A 17,755-nucleotide genomic window follows, 5' to 3' on the forward strand; every position below is an offset into this window, starting at 1 on the left:
CGATCCACCGAGGCGACGAAAAAGCCAATCCGCCGCAGCAAGGATAACGCTCATGCCCTAAGTTAGCGCCTATGGGGCAGGGTCCCTCCTCAATCGGAAGCTCTGCCGCTGGCCCGCTGCTCGGACCCCGTCGCTTGTCGCTGCGGTGTCGGGGGAACATGTAATGGTAGAGGATCAAAGTATCGGTGCCGGGCCGGAACAGTTCGGACAGGCGCACCTTCGCTGCTGCCCCGTTTGTGTCAATGTGGTCGAATTCGTAATCTTCGGGAACGGCCCCGCCCGGCGGGAGTGCTCGGATCTCCGCGGCCACCGCCTCCATTTCGCGCCTGAGTGCCACCTCGCGCTGCAATAGCCTGTTGCGAGCGGCGCGATACTCCGGACTTTCATTCGGAAAGGAAACGCCCATGGATGACTCCAGCGAAAGCGAGTGCGCTGAATTGTAGCACAGCTCCAGCGGACCCGAAACGATCCGCACGTGGCAACGTTCGCTTCGGGGCAGCTCAGCCGGCCCGCCTAGTCGTGGAAGTCGAACGCTTGGTGCCCGATGCGCACCTGTTCCGACCCTCGGCGGGACAGTCAGTCCGGCCAGCGGACCGGCATACAATGCACGATTCTGGTAAGGTCTTTGAAGAACGGGCAGGTGTGAGGGTTGAATGAGCTTCGAACTAACGATGCTTGCAGCGAGCTGCGTGCTCTGTTTAGTCCAGATTCTTGTCTCCTCCCACGCAGCCAGCCTTCAGCGAGGTTATCGCTGGACGGCCAGCTCTCGCGACACCGAAGTCCCTCCGCTCACGGGCGTAGCAGGACGTTTGGAAAGAGCACTTCGAAACTTCCTTGAGACGTTCCCGGTGTTTGTAGCTGCGCTCTTCCTTGTTCACGTGCTCGGTCGTGAGAGCGCGCTGAGCGAATGGGGAGCTGGTCTCTATTTTTCGGCCAGATTGGTTTACTTTCTACTCTACGCAGCGGGCGTTCCCTTGCTGCGCTCGCTCGTCTGGAACGCCGCGTTCGTTGGAATTATCCTTCTTTTGCTCGCGTCAGTCTGGCCTTAGCTGTCGTGACCGTATGCCGATTGCCGCTGCGGCGACGTCCGCTTCCTTCACCATCGCGGAAGTTCCAAGAACAACTCTCGAACGACCTCATTGGGTCAGGTTTTGCCGCTTGAGCCGGCGGCCCGAACCGGTAACTAGCGCCATAAGGCGACCTTCATGTCACCGTTCGCGCTACGACCTGATGCGACCCCCAAGCTGACGTTAACGCGTCGGTCACTATTGCTCCGCAGTCAGATGCGCTGGATGTAACCTTTGAAGCTCAGAAAGGCGCCCAGCGTGCCGGTAATCAACGCCGCCACAACGGTTGAGGTGCGGCCGCTATAGATTGTCGAACCTACCGCAAGTGCGATCTGGGGCAAGACGATGCGCATGATGCCACCGATCGTCATTAGCCAACCCAGCACTGTAATGATTACGCGCCAGTCCAACTCCCATCTATTGTGCAGGTTAACGATTGCGAGGCCAGCGAGTAGCGACAGCAAACCGGACAGATAGAACAGGATGCCAGGGCGTAGTCCCTCAGCGATCATACTCTCGTACACGTCGAGATTAATCAGCATGCCGAGCGCGACAGCGATGAACGTCGGCCCCAGAAGTCTGGCGAGAAATAGCGATCGATCCAAGAGACACCTCCGCATCGCGCCGACCAATCAGAGTGTACACTCCTCAGCGTCCGCAAACCACCCGACACGGTCATACCACACTCTTAGGACGGTTTGCCCATGACGCGGGGCCCTGGGACTTGGTCGCGCCAATAGCCGACCTTCGGCTGGAATCGATTGTTGCCAATGGCATCATTCAGGGATCAATCTAATATTGTCAGGCAGCAGAAGAACCTATGAAACGCACATGGACGATCATTGGCGTAGCTGACGTGTCCCAGAGCATCAAGTGGTACCAGTTGCTACTTGGCCTGCCGGAGACGGCTCCTGCCCACGACTACTTCGGGCAAATCGTCGACTCGGATGGAACGGTCTTGCTTTGTCTCCACGAGTGGGGTGCCCACGAGCATCCCACGTTGACAAGTCCCCACTACGCCGCGCCTGGCAACGGCCTCCTCTTGTTCTTCCGGGTCGACAACTTTGACGTAGCTTTGCCAAGGGCGCGGGCGCTCGTCAGCCGGCTGGAAGAAGAGCCACATGTGAATCCCAGCACTGGAACTACGGAGTTTTCGCTCCGAGATCCTGACGGATATTACGTCACCATCAGTGCGCTTAACTAACCGCTCCATCTAGCCGACAGGTTTCCGGAAGGCTGTGTCGCTGGAAACTGCGGTCACGTGGAACGTCCCGCATGTCCGTGTTGGGTCACGAATGCTGGTTCCGGCCAATGTCGGCTTCCAAGAAGAATAATTCGACTCTGGAAGGTCTGGAAAGGGTCAGGTCACGACGATGCCCACACTAACCTGAATGGCCGCTCTTGAATATTCGCAGCCCGAAGCTGCCGGTCTGCTGTCGTGAAGAGTTTCGGGCGCCGGCAGGCGTACGAAACTCCCCGAGGAAGGAACCCGCGGGCCACAGTCGAAGGCTATGGGGATTTCGGGTTTCGGCTGATGTCCGGGATGGCGTGACCGCCGCTGGGAAGCGCCGGCATGGATGGGGATAGGCCGCTTCGTTGCGCCTCCGCGCGTTGTTGCCGGCCCGGCACACGGCTGGTTGCTACCCTGTCGACACCGATGATCACGATGCGCGCGCCTGGGTCCGTTGCCGGAGGCTGAGTGCCCTTGGCTGAAGGGGAGACCATGCCATGCCGGGTCATGGAGAGTTCTCCCGGTTCGTCGCCGTTTTGTCCGGCGGTCCGCGCGGCTGCTTCCACCGTTCGAACACCTCGATCACGATCATGCGTCCGCCGCAGCACGGGCACGGCGGGCGGAAGTCGTCCGGTTCAGCCGATGGATCGTTCGTGGCGGGAGGCGCGACCGCGAGCAGTTCGCGCGCGAGTGCGAGGCTGGCCTTGCGGGCGGAGCCGGCGAGCAGGCCATAGTGGCGGATGCGATGGAAGCCACACGGCAGGACATGGAGCAGGAACCGACGGATGAACTCGTCCGCGGTGAGCGTCATGAGCTGCTGCCGGTCGGCGCCTTCGCGACGATAGTCCTTGTAGCGGAAGGTGACGCCGCTCTCGTCGAGGCGGATGAGGCGGCGGTTCGAGATGGCGACCCGGTGGGTATAGCGCGACAGATAGGCGAGCACCGCTTCAGGCCCGGCGAAGGGCGGCTTGGCGTAGACCACCCAGCGCTTCTTCCGGATCGGCGACAGGTGGCGCAGGAATGCCCGCCGTTCTCCGAGATGAGCAATTGCGCCGAAGAAGGCGAGCCGGCCAGCGTCGTGCAGCGCGACCAACCGGGAGAAGAACAGCCGGCGGAACAGCTTGCCGAGCACCCGCACCGGCAGCAGGAAGGCGGGACGCGACGATATCCACCGGCTTCCGTCCGGCGAGATGCCACCGCCTGGCACGATCATGTGCACGTGCGGATGATGCGTCATCGCCGAACCCCATGTGTGGAGCACGGCGGTGATGCCGATGCGTGCGCCCAGATGCTTCGGATCGGCCGCGATGGTCAGCATCGTCTCCGACGCCGCCTTGAACAGCAGGTCGTAGACCGCCGCCTTGTTGTGGAAGGCGATGTCGGCGACCTCGGCTGGCAGCGTGAAGACGACGTGGAAGTAGCCGACCGGCAGCAGGTCGGCCTCGCGCTCGGCAAGCCATGTCCGCGCCGCGGCACCCTGGCACTTTGGACAGTGCCGGTTGCGGCAGGAGTTGTAGGCGATGCGCCAGTGGCCGCAGTCCTCGCAGGCCTCCACGTGACCGCCAAGGGCCGCGGTGCGGCAGTGCTCGATCGCCGACATGACCTTGAACTGCTGCAGTGTCAGATGCCCTGCATGGGCGGCCCGGTAGGCGGGCCCGGCAGTGCGGAAGATATCGGCAACCTCGATCGAGGCGCGCACGCTCAGCCGTCGGGTGAGATCTCTTCCGGCTTGAAGAGGCCAAGCTTGTCGAGCGGGCTGGTGACGGTGCGCACCGTGCGGGTTGCAACCTTGGTGTAGAAGGCGGTGCTATTTAGCTTGGCGTGCCCGAGCAGGACCTGAATGATCCGGATGTCGGTGCCGTCCTCCAGTAGGTGGGTGGCGAAGCTGTGGCGCAGCGTGTGCGGCCCGACGCGCTTGGCGATGTCGGCCGCCTGCGCTGCCTCGACGACCACGCGATAGAGCTGGCGGGTGCTGATGGGCTTCATCGCATGCTGCCCCGGAAACAGCCAGCCGTCGCGGTGCATCACGCCCTGCTGGCGTCCGACCTTCCACCACTGGCGCAGCAACAAGAGCAGGTCTTGCGACAGCATGGCGTTCCGGTATCGCCCGCCCTTGCCGCGCTCGACACGTAGCAGCATGCGCTCACTATCGACGTCGGCGATCTTCAGCGTCGACACCTCCGCCACGCGCAGGCCCGCGCCATAAGCGGCCGACAGCGCGGCCTGGTGCTTGAGGCAGGTGGTGGCGTTGAGCAGCCGGGCGACCTCGTCGCGGCTCAGCACCACCGGCAGCGTGCGCGGGTGCGCCAGACGAACGAGCTTGCGCGCCAGATCGGGACGATCGACCGTATGCGTGAAGAAGAAGCGCAGTGCCGACACGATGCTGTTCATCGTCGGCACGGGAACACCGTCGTCCTGCTGCTCGATCTGGAACTGGCGCAGGTCGTCGGTGGTCGCTGTGAACGCCCGAGGAACGTCGCCAGGCGTCCGATGTCGCGGAGATAGTTGCGCTGCGTCTCCCGTGAGAAACGCCGCATGTTCATGTCGTCGATCAGCCGCTGACGAAGTGGACTGATAGGTGCATCAAGAACAGGATAGGGCATGGTCAGGCTCCTTGTTGAAGAAGCCCGTAATGCTCTGCCGCTGCCGAACTACCCTCAATGCGAGCGCGACGTCCGGTTCGTGATCTCTACCTTACCCCACGCGCCCATCCCGCGCAGCGGGTTCGTTCTCCGGCCCCTAGGCTGCCGAGCAGCAACGCGCCTCATCTCGATCATTCCGCAGGCCGTTGCCGCATCGCTTTGATCATATCGCGGTTCGCTCCCGCAAGGCGCGAGAGCAGCAAATGGTGACAAGCCGCCGCCGTGGCGTTCTTCCCCGCGGGCGGCCGCGAAGGACTGGCTGGCAAACCGCCGGCGACCTGTCACTGCTGCCGTGCGGCACAGCGTGCTAGGAACCATTCTAAACGTCATGACGAGGATTCCGCCTTGCCCGCCGTTCCTGCCCGCATCCTGCCGACGATCGTCATCTCGCAGTTCGCCGCGACTTCGCTGTGGTTCGCCGGCAATGCGGTGATGCCCGACCTGCAGCGCAGCGCCGGCCTGCCGGCGTCCGCCGTCGGCGACATCACGATCGCCGTGCAGCTCGGCTTCATCGCCGGTACGCTGGTCTTCGCCTGGCTAGCGATCGCCGACCGCTACTCGCCGCGCATCATCTTCTTCCTTTCCACGCTCGCCGGCGCGGCGGCCAATGCGGCGACGCTGGCGAGCGGCGGTGAGTTTCTGCCCCTGCTCGCGGCTCGGTTCGCAACCGGCTTCTTTCTCGCCGGCATGTATCCCGTAGGCATGAAGATCACGTCGGGCTGGTACGACCGCGACCTCGGGCTCGCGCTCGGCTGGCTGGTCGGGGCGTTGGTGCTCGGAACGGCATTTCCCCATCTCATCCGCGGCCTGGGCGGCGATCTGCCTTGGCAGGGCGTGATCCTGTCGGTCTCGGCGGTATCGATCGCCGGCGGTCTGGCGATGCTCTTTCTCGTGCCGGACGGGCCGCAGCTCAGAGCGGGCGCGAAGTTTGACCCGGCCGCATTCGCGACGATCTTCCGCTCGGCCGATTTCCGGGCGTCGGCCTTCGGCTATTTCGGCCACATGTGGGAGCTCTACGCCTTCTACGCGTTCCTGCCGGTGCTGCTGGCGGCGCGACTTGGCAGCGACGGCGCGACGGTTTCGATGTGGAGCTTCGCGGCGATCGCCACTGGCTTTCTCGGCTGCATGGTCGGCGGCTACCTTTCGCGGGGGATCGGCAGCGCGCGCATTGCCTATATGCAGTTGTCGGCGTCCGGCCTGTGCTGCCTCGTCTCACCGCTGGCGTTCCTGGCGCCCTTGCCGGTGTTCCTCGCCTTCCTGTTGTTCTGGGGCGTGGTCGTTGCCGGCGACTCGCCCCAATTCTCCACGCTCAACGCCCGTTTCGCCCCGCCGAGGCTCGTCGGCTCGGCGCTGACGATCGCCAATTGCATCGGCTTCTCGATCACGATCGTTTCGATCGCGCTGCTTGACTGGCTGATTGAAACCGCCGGACCGCAGTATGTTTTCGTGATGCTGGTGCCCGGGCCGGTGCTCGGGCTGGCGGCGTTAAGACGGCTGGCCGCGAAGCCGGCGTAAGGAACACCCGGTGGCGGCACTGTGCCGCCGCGGCCGGGGATGGTGATGAAGGGGACGCCGAGACCGAAGGACGACATGACCGAGTAGAGTTCATCGCCTGTGGCTGCGGAGTCAGTCCAGCCAGCAGTCGCTGACCTTCATCCTATCTCCACTGCCGGCGAGCCGCGAGGTCTGCTGAGAGGTCGTGAACGGAAAGGCTGCTCTTCGCATATGGTTCCCGAAAGCAGACTTTCCGTTTCCGTGAAGAGTTTCGGGCGCCGGCAGGCGTACGAAACTCCCCGAGGAAGGAACCCGCGGGCCACAGTCGAAGGCTATGGGGATTTCGGGTTTCGGCTGATGTCCGGGATGGCGTGACCGCCGCTGGGAAGCGCCGGCATGGATGGGGATAGGCCGCTTCGTTGCGCCTCCGCGCGTTGTTGCCGGCCCGGCACACGGCTGGTTGCTACCCTGTCGACACCGATGATCACGATGCGCGCGCCTGGGTCCGTTGCCGGAGGCTGAGTGCCCTTGGCTGAAGGGGAGACCATGCCATGCCGGGTCATGGAGAGTTCTCCCGGTTCGTCGCCGTTTTGTCCGGCGGTCCGCGCGGCTGCTTCCACCGTTCGAACACCTCGATCACGATCATGCGTCCGCCGCAGCACGGGCACGGCGGGCGGAAGTCGTCCGGTTCAGCCGATGGATCGTTCGTGGCGGGAGGCGCGACCGCGAGCAGTTCGCGCGCGAGTGCGAGGCTGGCCTTGCGGGCGGAGCCGGCGAGCAGGCCATAGTGGCGGATGCGATGGAAGCCACACGGCAGGACATGGAGCAGGAACCGACGGATGAACTCGTCCGCGGTGAGCGTCATGAGCTGCTGCCGGTCGGCGCCTTCGCGACGATAGTCCTTGTAGCGGAAGGTGACGCCGCTCTCGTCGAGGCGGATGAGGCGGCGGTTCGAGATGGCGACCCGGTGGGTATAGCGCGACAGATAGGCGAGCACCGCTTCAGGCCCGGCGAAGGGCGGCTTGGCGTAGACCACCCAGCGCTTCTTCCGGATCGGCGACAGGTGGCGCAGGAATGCCCGCCGTTCTCCGAGATGAGCAATTGCGCCGAAGAAGGCGAGCCGGCCAGCGTCGTGCAGCGCGACCAACCGGGAGAAGAACAGCCGGCGGAACAGCTTGCCGAGCACCCGCACCGGCAGCAGGAAGGCGGGACGCGACGATATCCACCGGCTTCCGTCCGGCGAGATGCCACCGCCTGGCACGATCATGTGCACGTGCGGATGATGCGTCATCGCCGAACCCCATGTGTGGAGCACGGCGGTGATGCCGATGCGTGCGCCCAGATGCTTCGGATCGGCCGCGATGGTCAGCATCGTCTCCGACGCCGCCTTGAACAGCAGGTCGTAGACCGCCGCCTTGTTGTGGAAGGCGATGTCGGCGACCTCGGCTGGCAGCGTGAAGACGACGTGGAAGTAGCCGACCGGCAGCAGGTCGGCCTCGCGCTCGGCAAGCCATGTCCGCGCCGCGGCACCCTGGCACTTTGGACAGTGCCGGTTGCGGCAGGAGTTGTAGGCGATGCGCCAGTGGCCGCAGTCCTCGCAGGCCTCCACGTGACCGCCAAGGGCCGCGGTGCGGCAGTGCTCGATCGCCGACATGACCTTGAACTGCTGCAGTGTCAGATGCCCTGCATGGGCGGCCCGGTAGGCGGGCCCGGCAGTGCGGAAGATATCGGCAACCTCGATCGAGGCGCGCACGCTCAGCCGTCGGGTGAGATCTCTTCCGGCTTGAAGAGGCCAAGCTTGTCGAGCGGGCTGGTGACGGTGCGCACCGTGCGGGTTGCAACCTTGGTGTAGAAGGCGGTGCTATTTAGCTTGGCGTGCCCGAGCAGGACCTGAATGATCCGGATGTCGGTGCCGTCCTCCAGTAGGTGGGTGGCGAAGCTGTGGCGCAGCGTGTGCGGCCCGACGCGCTTGGCGATGTCGGCCGCCTGCGCTGCCTCGACGACCACGCGATAGAGCTGGCGGGTGCTGATGGGCTTCATCGCATGCTGCCCCGGAAACAGCCAGCCGTCGCGGTGCATCACGCCCTGCTGGCGTCCGACCTTCCACCACTGGCGCAGCAACAAGAGCAGGTCTTGCGACAGCATGGCGTTCCGGTATCGCCCGCCCTTGCCGCGCTCGACACGTAGCAGCATGCGCTCACTATCGACGTCGGCGATCTTCAGCGTCGACACCTCCGCCACGCGCAGGCCCGCGCCATAAGCGGCCGACAGCGCGGCCTGGTGCTTGAGGCAGGTGGTGGCGTTGAGCAGCCGGGCGACCTCGTCGCGGCTCAGCACCACCGGCAGCGTGCGCGGGTGCGCCAGACGAACGAGCTTGCGCGCCAGATCGGGACGATCGACCGTATGCGTGAAGAAGAAGCGCAGTGCCGACACGATGCTGTTCATCGTCGGCACGGGAACACCGTCGTCCTGCTGCTCGATCTGGAACTGGCGCAGGTCGTCGGTGGTCGCTGTGAACGCCCGAGGAACGTCGCCAGGCGTCCGATGTCGCGGAGATAGTTGCGCTGCGTCTCCCGTGAGAAACGCCGCATGTTCATGTCGTCGATCAGCCGCTGACGAAGTGGACTGATAGGTGCATCAAGAACAGGATAGGGCATGGTCAGGCTCCTTGTTGAAGAAGCCCGTAATGCTCTGCCGCTGCCGAACTACCCTCAATGCGAGCGCGACGTCCGGTTCGTGATCTCTACCTCACCCCACGCGCCCATCCCGCGCAGCGGGTTCGTTCCTCGGCCCCCAAGCCCCTTCTTGGATACCCGTTTCCCTCTCGGCCGATGATAGCTGGAAGGAGATACACGATGGGACATTCTCAATATGATCCTGTGCTGCAGGAGCGACGGGCTTGGAATGCTGGGAAGAAGGTTGGCGCGAAACGAGCGCTGAAGCCTCGGCAGATATGGACGATCCGGTTTTTCTTGGATCGGGAGGCCCGATTGCGCGATCGAGCGTTGTTCGACCTCGCGATCGACAGCAAGTTGCGCGGCTGCGATCTCGTGAAAATCAAGATCGGCACCTTAGTGGTCGGTCACGAGATTCGGCCGCGTGCGATGGTGGTGCAGCAGAAGACGGGCCGGCCGGTTCAGTTTGAGCTGATGGCTGACGCGCGGTCGAGCCTGCTTGCTTGGCTGGAAAGGCGAGGCGGAAGCGTCGACGATTATGCCTTCCCGAGCAGAATTGACCATTCGGCCCACATCAGTACGAGGCAGTATGCCCGTCTGGTCGATGAATGGGTCGGAGCGATCGGTCTGCGTCCCGAGGAATACGGCACGCATTCGCTTCGCCGCACCAAGGCATCGATCATCTACAAGGCTACCGGCAATCTCCGAGCGGTGCAGATACTCCTTGGTCACACCAAGATCGAAAACACCGTAAGATATCTTGGAGTGGACATGGAAGACGCGCTCGCTCTCGCAGAGGGAACTGAGATCTGACCGCAGGACGGCGGCCACTTGGCTCTGCTACCGGGCTGCCGCTCGTAATCTTGGCAGCAAACTTGTCACCCCAAGGTCGCCTTGCCGCTCACGCCAAATTCTGTCGAGCGGCAACGCGCCTGATGTCGGCCATAGAGGCGATCTTTGCCTTCGCCCGGAAGCGGACATTGCGGTGACCATCTGGAGTTCATGGTCGCGCCACAACCGGCCATTCCCGGAAGGTCTGTGTGCGTCACGCCCGACTCGCCCGAACGCTCAGCCACCGATCATTGGGCTTTCCGATGTACCGACGTACCTCGCTGACGATCCAGCCGGCGTCTGTGAGTGCGGACCGCAGGGCAGACTCGCGCCAGTACGTCTCGACGTAGCGCCGAGGCGCTGCAGCGCTGCCGTGTGTGGACACATCCTCGCCATCGCCCTCTCTAACCGAGGTGTGCAGTCGGCCACCGGGCCGGGTCGCCTCGGCAAGCCGTCCAAGCACCGTGCCGAAATCCTCGCGCGCGACGTGAATCAGGCAGGCACAGGCCCAGATCCCGTCGTACGGCGTGCCAGGACGCTGCGGGTCGGCCAAGTCTTCGGTCAGCGGGTCCAACAGGTCGGCCTCGAAGCCACTCTCGCGAAGCAGTTCGACGAAACCCTTCGAAATGTCAGTGCGTCGGACGCTGATCCCCCGCTTCTCAAGTTCAAGTGCATCTCGCCCGCCACCGCTTCCGATCTCCAGCACCCTGCCCGAGCCACCCAGCTCGGTCACGAAAGCATCGATCTCGGTCGCGACCCATTCGGGCATCGCCGCAGCCTCGGCAGCGTACTCCGCCGCGACCGTGTCATAGGACCGCACGGTATCCCGGTCGGTGCTCATCCTAGCGCTCCTCCTTCAAGAGAAGAGGCCGGATGAGCGAGAGGCCCATCAGCCCATTGCGCTCTTAAATTTTCGGCAGTTGGTGACATCGCGGGCGATTTGGTTCCCCAGCTTTAGCAGAAATGCGATCAGAAACACTACCGACCGATTGCCCATGCTGCCGGGCGGCAATGCGCCTGATGTCGGACGCTTACTCAACAATGTCTATGCCTGAAAGCGGACCTTCGACAGAGCTCAGCCCGGCGGCAATCCGTCCGGAAAGCGATCCGCCGCGAGGTTCAGCTCGATGCCAAGCTCTAGCCAAGCCTTGGCACCGGCAAGCATGGAAGCGAAGCCCTCGGTCGCGTCAATCGCAGCACTCTCCCTCAATCCATCTCTATCCGAGTACCTGTTGCACCGTTGAGCAGCCGCTTGAGATGAAAGCTGGCGAGCCGGTCCCCTTGCATACTGCTTACTACGGCGGCGAACGAGCCAAGCGCGCCGGGGTTGGCCGATTCGAGCTTGGCGAAGGCGTCCAGATAGGCTTCCGTGGAAGCATCACCGAACTGCTCGGGCCGCAGCGCCTCGAATGCGCGCAACGGCTCGCTTCTTCCTCTTAAGACCAGATCGCCCACGGGACGGCCTCGAAAATCTAGTACTTGCCTTGCCACGCTCTCGCTCACGCAGATTCGTGTTCCAAGCTGCTTGTTGGCCGCCTCGAGTCGGGCGGCGATGTTGATGGTGTCGCCATAGGCAGAGTAGTCAAAGAAGCGGCCGCCGCCGAAATTGCCCACGATCGCCGGACCGGCATGTACGCCTATGCGTGTGGGACCCAGTGCGGTGCTCTTCTGTCGCCACGTCTCGCGGAACGACTGCGCGAAGTCATCGAGGTCGAGCGCGCAAGCGATAGCGCGTGCGGCGTGGTCAGGTTGATCGCCTGGCGCACCAAACAAGATGTGCAGTGCATCGCCGACAATCTTCGCGACAGTGCCCTCGTGAGAGAACACGACGGAAGTCATGCCGGAGAGATAGCCGTTGAGCAGGTCGCTGAGAGTGCCCGGCTCCATTCTCTCGATAAGAGATGTGAAGCTTTCGATGTCAGTGAAGACCGCGGCCACCTCACGGCGCTGCCCGGCAAGCTCGATCTCGTCTGCACCGGCGGCAAGGCGCCGTGCCAGGTTAGGCGAGAAATATCGTGACAGTATCTCACGATTGCGCGCTTCAAGCTCTGTGAAAAGCCGGACATTTTCGATAGCAATAACCGCCTCGTCGGCAAAGGTGTTGAGCAGTTCGATTTGCTTGTCCGTGAACGGCCGAACTTCCGTTCGGCGAATCATCAGCGCTCCGACAGCTTCGCCCTGGCGCAAAAGCGGTACGGCAAGTATTGTTCGAAAGCCGAGGCTCTGTGCCATCTGCCGCCCCGTCTCGAATTCGTCGCCAGCGGTCGTCAGATCATGAATATGGATAGGTGATCGATCCAACACGGATCGGCTCGTTACAACGTCTCGGACCAAGGGCAAGCCAGTCGTGCTGATCGGGATGGGTCCGCAGTGTGCACCAACAGAGAGCCACTCCGAGCCCCGAAGATAAATCGTCGCATCGAAGGCATTGCAAAGCTGAGCCGCGCTTTTGGCCACGACGTCGAGAACTGGCTGAATATCCGTCGGAGACCCGGCAATCGCGCTCAGGATGGCACCTGTCGCCATCTGCTGCTCAAGCGTCTCGGCAAGATCTCGGTTTCGTCCCTGCACCTCCTCGAAAAGCTGAGCATTTTCGATGGCGACGACCGCCTGGCTGGCGAAACTACTCACCAAGGCGATCTGCTCGTCAGTGAAGGGCCGGACTTCTATGCGCCGCAGCGTCAGCGTTCCGATCGCCTCACCCCTCCTGACGAGAGGAGTTGCTAGGCCCGTCCGGAAGCCTTGCCGCATGGCCGAGGCGCGGCCGGCCGCGAACTCGTGGTCTGGAGCTGCGAGATCCGGTATGTGAATGGTCACGCAATCGAGCACCGATTTTCCCACTGCCCAATCGCGGGCCAGCGGCACAGCGGAGAAATCGATCGGAACTGGCCCGAAATGGGCGCAGACATCCAGGGCGTCGCCATTGCGCAGCAAAAGAACTGCATCGTACGAGTTGCAGAGCTTCGCCGCACTCGCGACGACTTCGTCGAGGACCGGCTGGACGTCGGTCGGAGAAGAAGCGATCACCCGCAATACTGCGGCGGTCGCAGCCTGCTCCGCGCGTGCGTCCTCAAGCTCTCGTGCGAGCGCCTCAACCCGAGTCTGGAGTTCCGACGCCGAGTCGCGCAAATCATCCTCTCGAAGACAGGGCGCGATACATCGGTGACGCCGCGCCACCCGAGAATAGTAGGGTACTCCGAGTCACGCCAGCCAGCACGATCGGCCGTTCCGCGATTAGTCAGCAATGATGACTGTCGAGAATGGCCGGAACTGACCCCGAAGGCGACCCATTGGGCATCCAGCGTGCACATCGAACGCCTGGCTTGTGCGCCAAGACCTGACATTCGCACCGGCTGCTTTGCGCCCAATCTCGGCCATTCCATCGGCTATCGCCGTCCACCAAAAGCCGACATCGCTCGTCCAAGCGCTAATGGCTACTTCGCGCCATGTTCAGACATTCGCGGTGCTTCTCCATAGCGGACGTTAGCTCATCGGTAGGAGTCGACCTGCGGACCATGCCTGATGGTACGTGTAGGGAACGGCGTGACCCCCCATGCGATGAAGCGGCGGTAGGCCGCCGCTCCGAATTTGAGCGGCCCGTCCGGCAACGCTATAATTGACCGGCAGGGGACGTTATCGATGACGCAAATCAGAGCCATGACTGAGCAGGACGTGCCGTCGGTATCGCTGCTCATTGGAGAGTCTTGGCGCAGGACGTACTCGCCAATCATGGGTGCCGAGACCGCGGCCCGGATTTCGGATGAAGATCACACGCTGCAGCGGATTGCGGCAGAACTGACAGACACCAACAAAATGTCGTTCGTGGCAGAACGGCCAGACGGCTCGATTGCCGGCTACGCGATGGCTAAGATGAATGAAGCCGGCGACGTCATGCTTGACCGGCTCCACATCGATCAAAGCGAGTACAGCACCGCGCTAGCCGCCAATATATTGCACGCTGTCTTTGCCGCCCATTCCGGCATCCCGAGCATCGCACTGGAAGTGCTCGAGGGAAACGACCGGGCAATGGCCTTTTACCGCAAACATGGTTCGAAGTGGTCGATCGCAGGGCCGCGTCGCATGGTGCAGAAGGCCATGCATCGTTGATTATGCGCAAACTGCTATCGCGCGCCTAGTCGGAACTCGCGCATCGAACAGTACATCACGTCTTCCGTCCCCAGCGCACCGGCGGCCTCCCCGTTCGCAATCCAAATAGACGTCATTCAGCTGTTTGATTGGCATGTCAGCGTGAGCGAACGCGAGGTCCTGAGCGTCAGAAGCCGACAATGAAGCCGGACTGATTGCGATCAGCACGGTGCCGAGCGTCACAGGCGCGAGGGACTTAACAACTGACATGATCATTTTGAGATCCTCCCCAGCTCCCTTCGGTCAACATTCAGTCCTTGGGGTCGCAGGTGTAGTGCCGTTCGAAGGTCCCGTCCGCGCGCCGCTGCTTGTCGAAGCCGCGATGTAAGGCTCGATCGCGCGCTCGTGGACCAGCCAAAGGGGATCTCGGCCGAGGCGTAGCCACTGCCGGCGGCCAAACCGTTTCGGGATCGAGACCGAAGCGATCCTGGTGCGCTCGATCGTCGTGCTGGCCGCGCCTGCCTCCGCATGACGGGTGGCGCGGCTTCGCAAAGCGCACATGATTTCGTCACGTGAGATGCGGATGTCGCCAAGAACGTCATCGGGTAAACGGCTCAACTGGTCCGTTGCCGACAAGAGAGCGTTTCGCTCGGCGCGGAGGCGCAACCACCTGCGAAATGGACCAATGGCGGCAGCATGAATTATAACCATGATCAGATCGTCCCTTCATTGATCTGAATTGACCGGTACGGAACGGCGCGGCTGGCACTCCGGGCGAGAGCGTCAGCCGTCCGCGAAGCAGTTTACGCGTAGTGGTCGATGGACCGGTTTTGCTGTGGCGTGCCCGCACGGCGGGCGGTGGCTGGCCCCGGGCCACGCATGTAATAAAGCTCCGGGCGGTAGCGCGGCGCGACGAATTTGCGAAACCCCGCAGCAAATTTTGTGACGGGAGCCAAGAATTTCATGACTGTTCCCTTTCCCTTCGCCGGCTTGCACACGAGCCGGCCGGGCCTGGATGTTGCAAACAAGGATATGACAGTCGAACCAGGCTCGGCTGTGGGAATTCCCACACCGGGGAAAACATTGGCGAAATCCGCTCCCAGTTTGCATCCCGGAAAGCGGGGCCTGCGGCCATCAAATTTCCTTGGATAGGGAGTAAGGTGAAGTACACTTGATTGAACAAGAGACCATTGAACAAGAGACCGTTGTGACAGGCTCTCTGGCCTTCATCTCAAGACTTTGCGATGCCGACCTCGCCGCGCTGACCAAACGGTGGCACGAGCGCAGCTATCGACACAACGAGCTGATCATTTCCCACGGCGACACTGGTCGCGAAGTCTACTTCCTGCTGGAAGGACGGGCTCGCGTGACACTGGTTTCAGCGGACGGCAGGGAGATAGCGTATCGCGATGTCGAACCGGGTGACATTTTCGGGGAGCTCGGAGGCATTGACGGGATTGCACGCTCTGCTAGCGTCGTCGCGCTGGAGGCAACCCGCGCTGCACGGCTGTCCGGCACAGCATTCCGGGATATCGTGATGACCCATCCGACTTTCGCCTGGATGCTGCTTGAGCATCTGTCTGCCCAGCTCCGGCGCATGACCGAGCGGGTATTCGAATACAGCACTCTGGTCGTGCGAAAACGGCTGATCGTCGAGCTCCTGCATCGGGCGGAGAAAGCCGCACTCGTGGACGGCGAGGTGTCCATAAGCCCGGCACCGACGCATTCCGAGTTGGCGGCAACGATGAGCACGCACAGGGAAGCGGTCTCGCGCGAAATGAGCGACCTCGCCAAGAGAGGCCTGATCGAAAAGCGCGGCAGCAGGTTATTGCTGCATGACGTCTCGGCACTACGGGCGCTGGTCAACAAGAAGGAATAGCGAAGGCTGTCGCTGCGGCGGGGGGCACCGCACGTTTCATACTCCTCGGCCGCAAGTGATTATTCCTTCCGGCAAACCGGGCAACCTAGCGTGCCAGCGCGCGGGTCGGGGTTTGATCGCTTCACCCTTGCAAGAATCATGACTCGGCTTCTTGATGCGGGCACGGAACGTTATCCCCCAGCCTGCTTGCAGACTTACAAGGGCGGATCGAAGGGTGAAGCCGCGTGGACGTTAAATACCAAATCTTCGTCAGCTCGACCTACGCCGATTTGGTGGACGAAAGACGGTCGGTCATCGAGGCCGTTCTTAACCTCGGGCATATTCCTGTGGGGATGGCGGCATTCCAAGCCAGCGACGACACTCAATGGGTTTACATTAAGCGGCGCATCGATGACAGCGACTACTACGTACTCATCGTAGCAGAGCGGTACGGCTCAGAGTTGAAGGGTAAGAGCTACACCCAGATGGAGTACGGGAACGCCGTCGCCCAAGGCGTGCCTACCGTGGCGTTTTTGCTCGAAGGCGGTGCTCGCAAGACGTGGGCCGCGGAAAAGGGCGAGTTCGAGAAAAAGGCCAAACTCGAGAGATTCCGAAAGCTGTATGAAAAGAAGCTCGTCAAATATTGGCGCAACAAGGACGATTTGGCGGGTAAGGTTGCGATGGCTATTAGACGTTATGACCGTGGTCTGAGCGGCGGCCCGCCCTTAGGCTTTGCAGCTGTTTAGCAAACGGGGGTTGCTCGGGAGTGCCGAGCCGAGCCCCAAGCGAAGAAAGGACGGGCTATGGAGCAAGATAACGTTTTTTACGTCGGTGTCGATGTGTCGAAAGCCAAGCATGCTGTCGCGATTGCCGAGGGCGGACGCGGTGGAGAGGTCCGGTATTTCGGCGAGGCGTTCCCCGCGCGTCGTCACCGGAACGTCGTAGCCGTGAAGCCGAACCTTGACGGTCCCGTCATCGTGAACAAGCGTCACCTCGCCAGTCATCGTGATCGTGTCGCCTTCGGACAGTTTCGCCATCGGCATCGCCCTCGCAAAGGCCGCCGCTGAACTGGACGTGGAAAGCGCCATCATCGACGGTGAGATCGTCGTATTGAACGAGACTGGCCTGTCTGACTTCGGAGCCTTGCGGAAAGCCATCACCCGACGCCAGCACGACCTCTATTCGTCGCCTTCGATCTTCTGCATCTCAATGGTCACGACCCGCGCGACATGGCGCTGGAGGACCGCCGCGAGATCCTTGCCGAGATGATCCCGGACGGTGGTCGTATCCAATTCAGCCAGGCGCCTCCCGGCGAGGCTAAGGCGATCTTCCACCTGATAGACCAGGCGGGGCTCGAAGGCATGGTGTCGAGGCGCAAGGACAGCAAATACCGGAGCGGCAATTCGACGGCTTGGCTCAAGACCAAGGCTTACAGCATCGATGAATACGAGTTGCTCGGCGTCGAGCGTGAACCCGGAAAGCCGGCTTTCGCCCGAATGGCCGAGCGTGGCACAGGACGCTATGTCGGGAGCGCCTTTATCACCTTGAACCGGGAGATGCGGGAACGCCTCTGGGAGCGCTTACAGGAGCATTCTGGGCTGCGCCAAACGGGATGAAACGGCCGGCGACGCAATGGGTCAAGCCGGGGCTGATCGGCCGCGTGAAGCATCTCCGCGGCGAGGAGAATCTGCGCCATGCCTCGCTGCAGGATTTTCGGGAGGAAGACTAGGGTAAAACTCAGTCATTCTGGCTATGCCGCGAATGGCCGAGATGGGTTAGGCCCTGCCGTTTGAATCGGTCGGCGGCAACGAGCACAGAGCGCCATTTGCCGACATTCACGGAGCGTTGGCAATCCCGACCTACGCCCGACC

At 62.4% G+C, this 17,755-nt stretch carries 15 protein-coding genes and 2 pseudogenes; 8 read left to right on the forward strand and 9 right to left on the reverse strand.

What is annotated here, in order from left to right:
- Positions 1–406, reverse strand: a 406-nt coding sequence (locus AC0L3L_RS30500; RefSeq protein ID WP_473640796.1) for a DUF899 family protein, incomplete at its 3' end; no start/stop codon positions are given.
- 247 nt (positions 407–653) lie between these two features.
- Between AC0L3L_RS30500 and AC0L3L_RS30505 the strand changes: the two genes are divergently transcribed.
- Positions 654–1,049 carry an MAPEG family protein gene (locus tag AC0L3L_RS30505; protein WP_473640798.1) on the forward strand — a complete coding sequence of 132 codons (396 nt, stop codon included), beginning with the start codon at positions 654–656 and terminating at the stop codon, positions 1,047–1,049.
- A 230-nt stretch (positions 1,050–1,279) separates the two neighbouring features.
- On the opposite strand, the gene AC0L3L_RS30510 is transcribed toward AC0L3L_RS30505, so the two are convergent.
- Positions 1,280–1,672, reverse strand: coding sequence for a hypothetical protein (locus tag AC0L3L_RS30510; RefSeq protein ID WP_473640800.1), 393 nt, complete (start codon positions 1,670–1,672; stop codon positions 1,280–1,282).
- Between the two features lie 215 nt (positions 1,673–1,887).
- On the opposite strand from AC0L3L_RS30510, the gene AC0L3L_RS30515 reads away from it, so the two are divergent.
- Positions 1,888–2,271 (forward strand): VOC family protein, encoded by a 384-nt coding sequence (locus tag AC0L3L_RS30515; protein ID WP_473640801.1) that lies wholly within the window; start codon positions 1,888–1,890, stop codon positions 2,269–2,271.
- Positions 2,272–2,803: 532 nt separating this feature from the next.
- Here AC0L3L_RS30515 and AC0L3L_RS30520 read toward each other — a convergent pair.
- Both AC0L3L_RS30520 and AC0L3L_RS30525 read right to left on the reverse strand, forming a co-directional pair.
- A complete protein-coding gene (locus AC0L3L_RS30520) occupies positions 2,804–3,997 on the reverse strand; it encodes an IS91 family transposase (RefSeq protein WP_473640803.1) in 1,194 nt (397 codons plus the stop codon).
- 2 nt (positions 3,998–3,999) lie between these two features.
- Positions 4,000–4,901, reverse strand: a pseudogene (locus AC0L3L_RS30525) (tyrosine-type recombinase/integrase).
- Positions 4,902–5,285: 384 nt separating this feature from the next.
- On the opposite strand from AC0L3L_RS30525, the gene AC0L3L_RS30530 reads away from it, so the two are divergent.
- Positions 5,286–6,455, forward strand: coding sequence for an MFS transporter (locus tag AC0L3L_RS30530; protein ID WP_473640805.1), 1,170 nt, complete (start codon positions 5,286–5,288; stop codon positions 6,453–6,455).
- A gap of 538 nt (positions 6,456–6,993) precedes the next feature.
- On the opposite strand, the gene AC0L3L_RS30535 is transcribed toward AC0L3L_RS30530, so the two are convergent.
- Positions 6,994–8,187, reverse strand: coding sequence for an IS91 family transposase (locus AC0L3L_RS30535; protein WP_473640803.1), 1,194 nt, complete (start codon positions 8,185–8,187; stop codon positions 6,994–6,996).
- A gap of 2 nt (positions 8,188–8,189) precedes the next feature.
- Positions 8,190–9,091, reverse strand: a pseudogene (locus tag AC0L3L_RS30540) (tyrosine-type recombinase/integrase).
- A 198-nt stretch (positions 9,092–9,289) separates the two neighbouring features.
- Between AC0L3L_RS30540 and AC0L3L_RS30545 the strand changes: the two are divergent.
- The gene (locus tag AC0L3L_RS30545) at positions 9,290–9,922 is read left to right on the forward strand and encodes a tyrosine-type recombinase/integrase (RefSeq protein ID WP_473640889.1); all 633 of its coding nucleotides are present in this window, start codon (positions 9,290–9,292) and stop codon (positions 9,920–9,922) included.
- A gap of 232 nt (positions 9,923–10,154) precedes the next feature.
- Here the strand turns inward: AC0L3L_RS30545 and AC0L3L_RS30550 are convergent, their stop codons facing one another.
- Together AC0L3L_RS30550 and AC0L3L_RS30555 are read right to left on the reverse strand one after the other, a co-directional pair.
- Positions 10,155–10,781, reverse strand: coding sequence for a class I SAM-dependent methyltransferase (locus AC0L3L_RS30550; protein WP_473640807.1), 627 nt, complete (start codon positions 10,779–10,781; stop codon positions 10,155–10,157).
- Positions 10,782–11,146: 365 nt separating this feature from the next.
- Complete coding sequence (locus tag AC0L3L_RS30555; RefSeq protein ID WP_473640809.1) at positions 11,147–13,069, reverse strand: GAF domain-containing protein; 1,923 nt, start codon at positions 13,067–13,069, stop codon at positions 11,147–11,149.
- A gap of 459 nt (positions 13,070–13,528) precedes the next feature.
- Between AC0L3L_RS30555 and AC0L3L_RS30560 the strand changes: the two genes are divergently transcribed.
- The 3 genes from AC0L3L_RS30560 (at position 13,529) to AC0L3L_RS30570 (ending at position 16,630) form a co-directional block, all read left to right on the forward strand.
- A complete protein-coding gene (locus AC0L3L_RS30560; protein ID WP_473640811.1) occupies positions 13,529–14,047 on the forward strand; it encodes a GNAT family N-acetyltransferase in 519 nt (172 codons plus the stop codon).
- Positions 14,048–15,233: 1,186 nt separating this feature from the next.
- Positions 15,234–15,905 carry a Crp/Fnr family transcriptional regulator gene (locus tag AC0L3L_RS30565; RefSeq protein WP_473640813.1) on the forward strand — a complete coding sequence of 224 codons (672 nt, stop codon included), beginning with the start codon at positions 15,234–15,236 and terminating at the stop codon, positions 15,903–15,905.
- Between the two features lie 224 nt (positions 15,906–16,129).
- On the forward strand, positions 16,130–16,630 hold the full coding sequence (locus AC0L3L_RS30570) for a DUF4062 domain-containing protein (RefSeq protein ID WP_473640815.1): 501 nt from the start codon (positions 16,130–16,132) through the stop codon (positions 16,628–16,630).
- Here AC0L3L_RS30570 and AC0L3L_RS30575 read toward each other — a convergent pair.
- Entirely contained in the window at positions 16,610–17,041 is a 432-nt protein-coding gene (locus AC0L3L_RS30575; RefSeq protein ID WP_473640816.1) for a hypothetical protein, read from the reverse strand. The two genes, AC0L3L_RS30570 and AC0L3L_RS30575, sit on opposite strands and share 21 nt — an antisense overlap.
- Positions 17,042–17,113: 72 nt before the next feature.
- Here AC0L3L_RS30575 and AC0L3L_RS30580 point away from each other — a divergent pair, with 72 nt between their 5' ends.
- The gene (locus tag AC0L3L_RS30580) at positions 17,114–17,500 is read left to right on the forward strand and encodes an ATP-dependent DNA ligase (RefSeq protein ID WP_473640818.1); all 387 of its coding nucleotides are present in this window, start codon (positions 17,114–17,116) and stop codon (positions 17,498–17,500) included.
- The last annotated feature ends 255 nt before the right edge of the window (positions 17,501–17,755 follow it).

The organism is Mesorhizobium sp. WSM4849 (assembly GCF_055811385.1).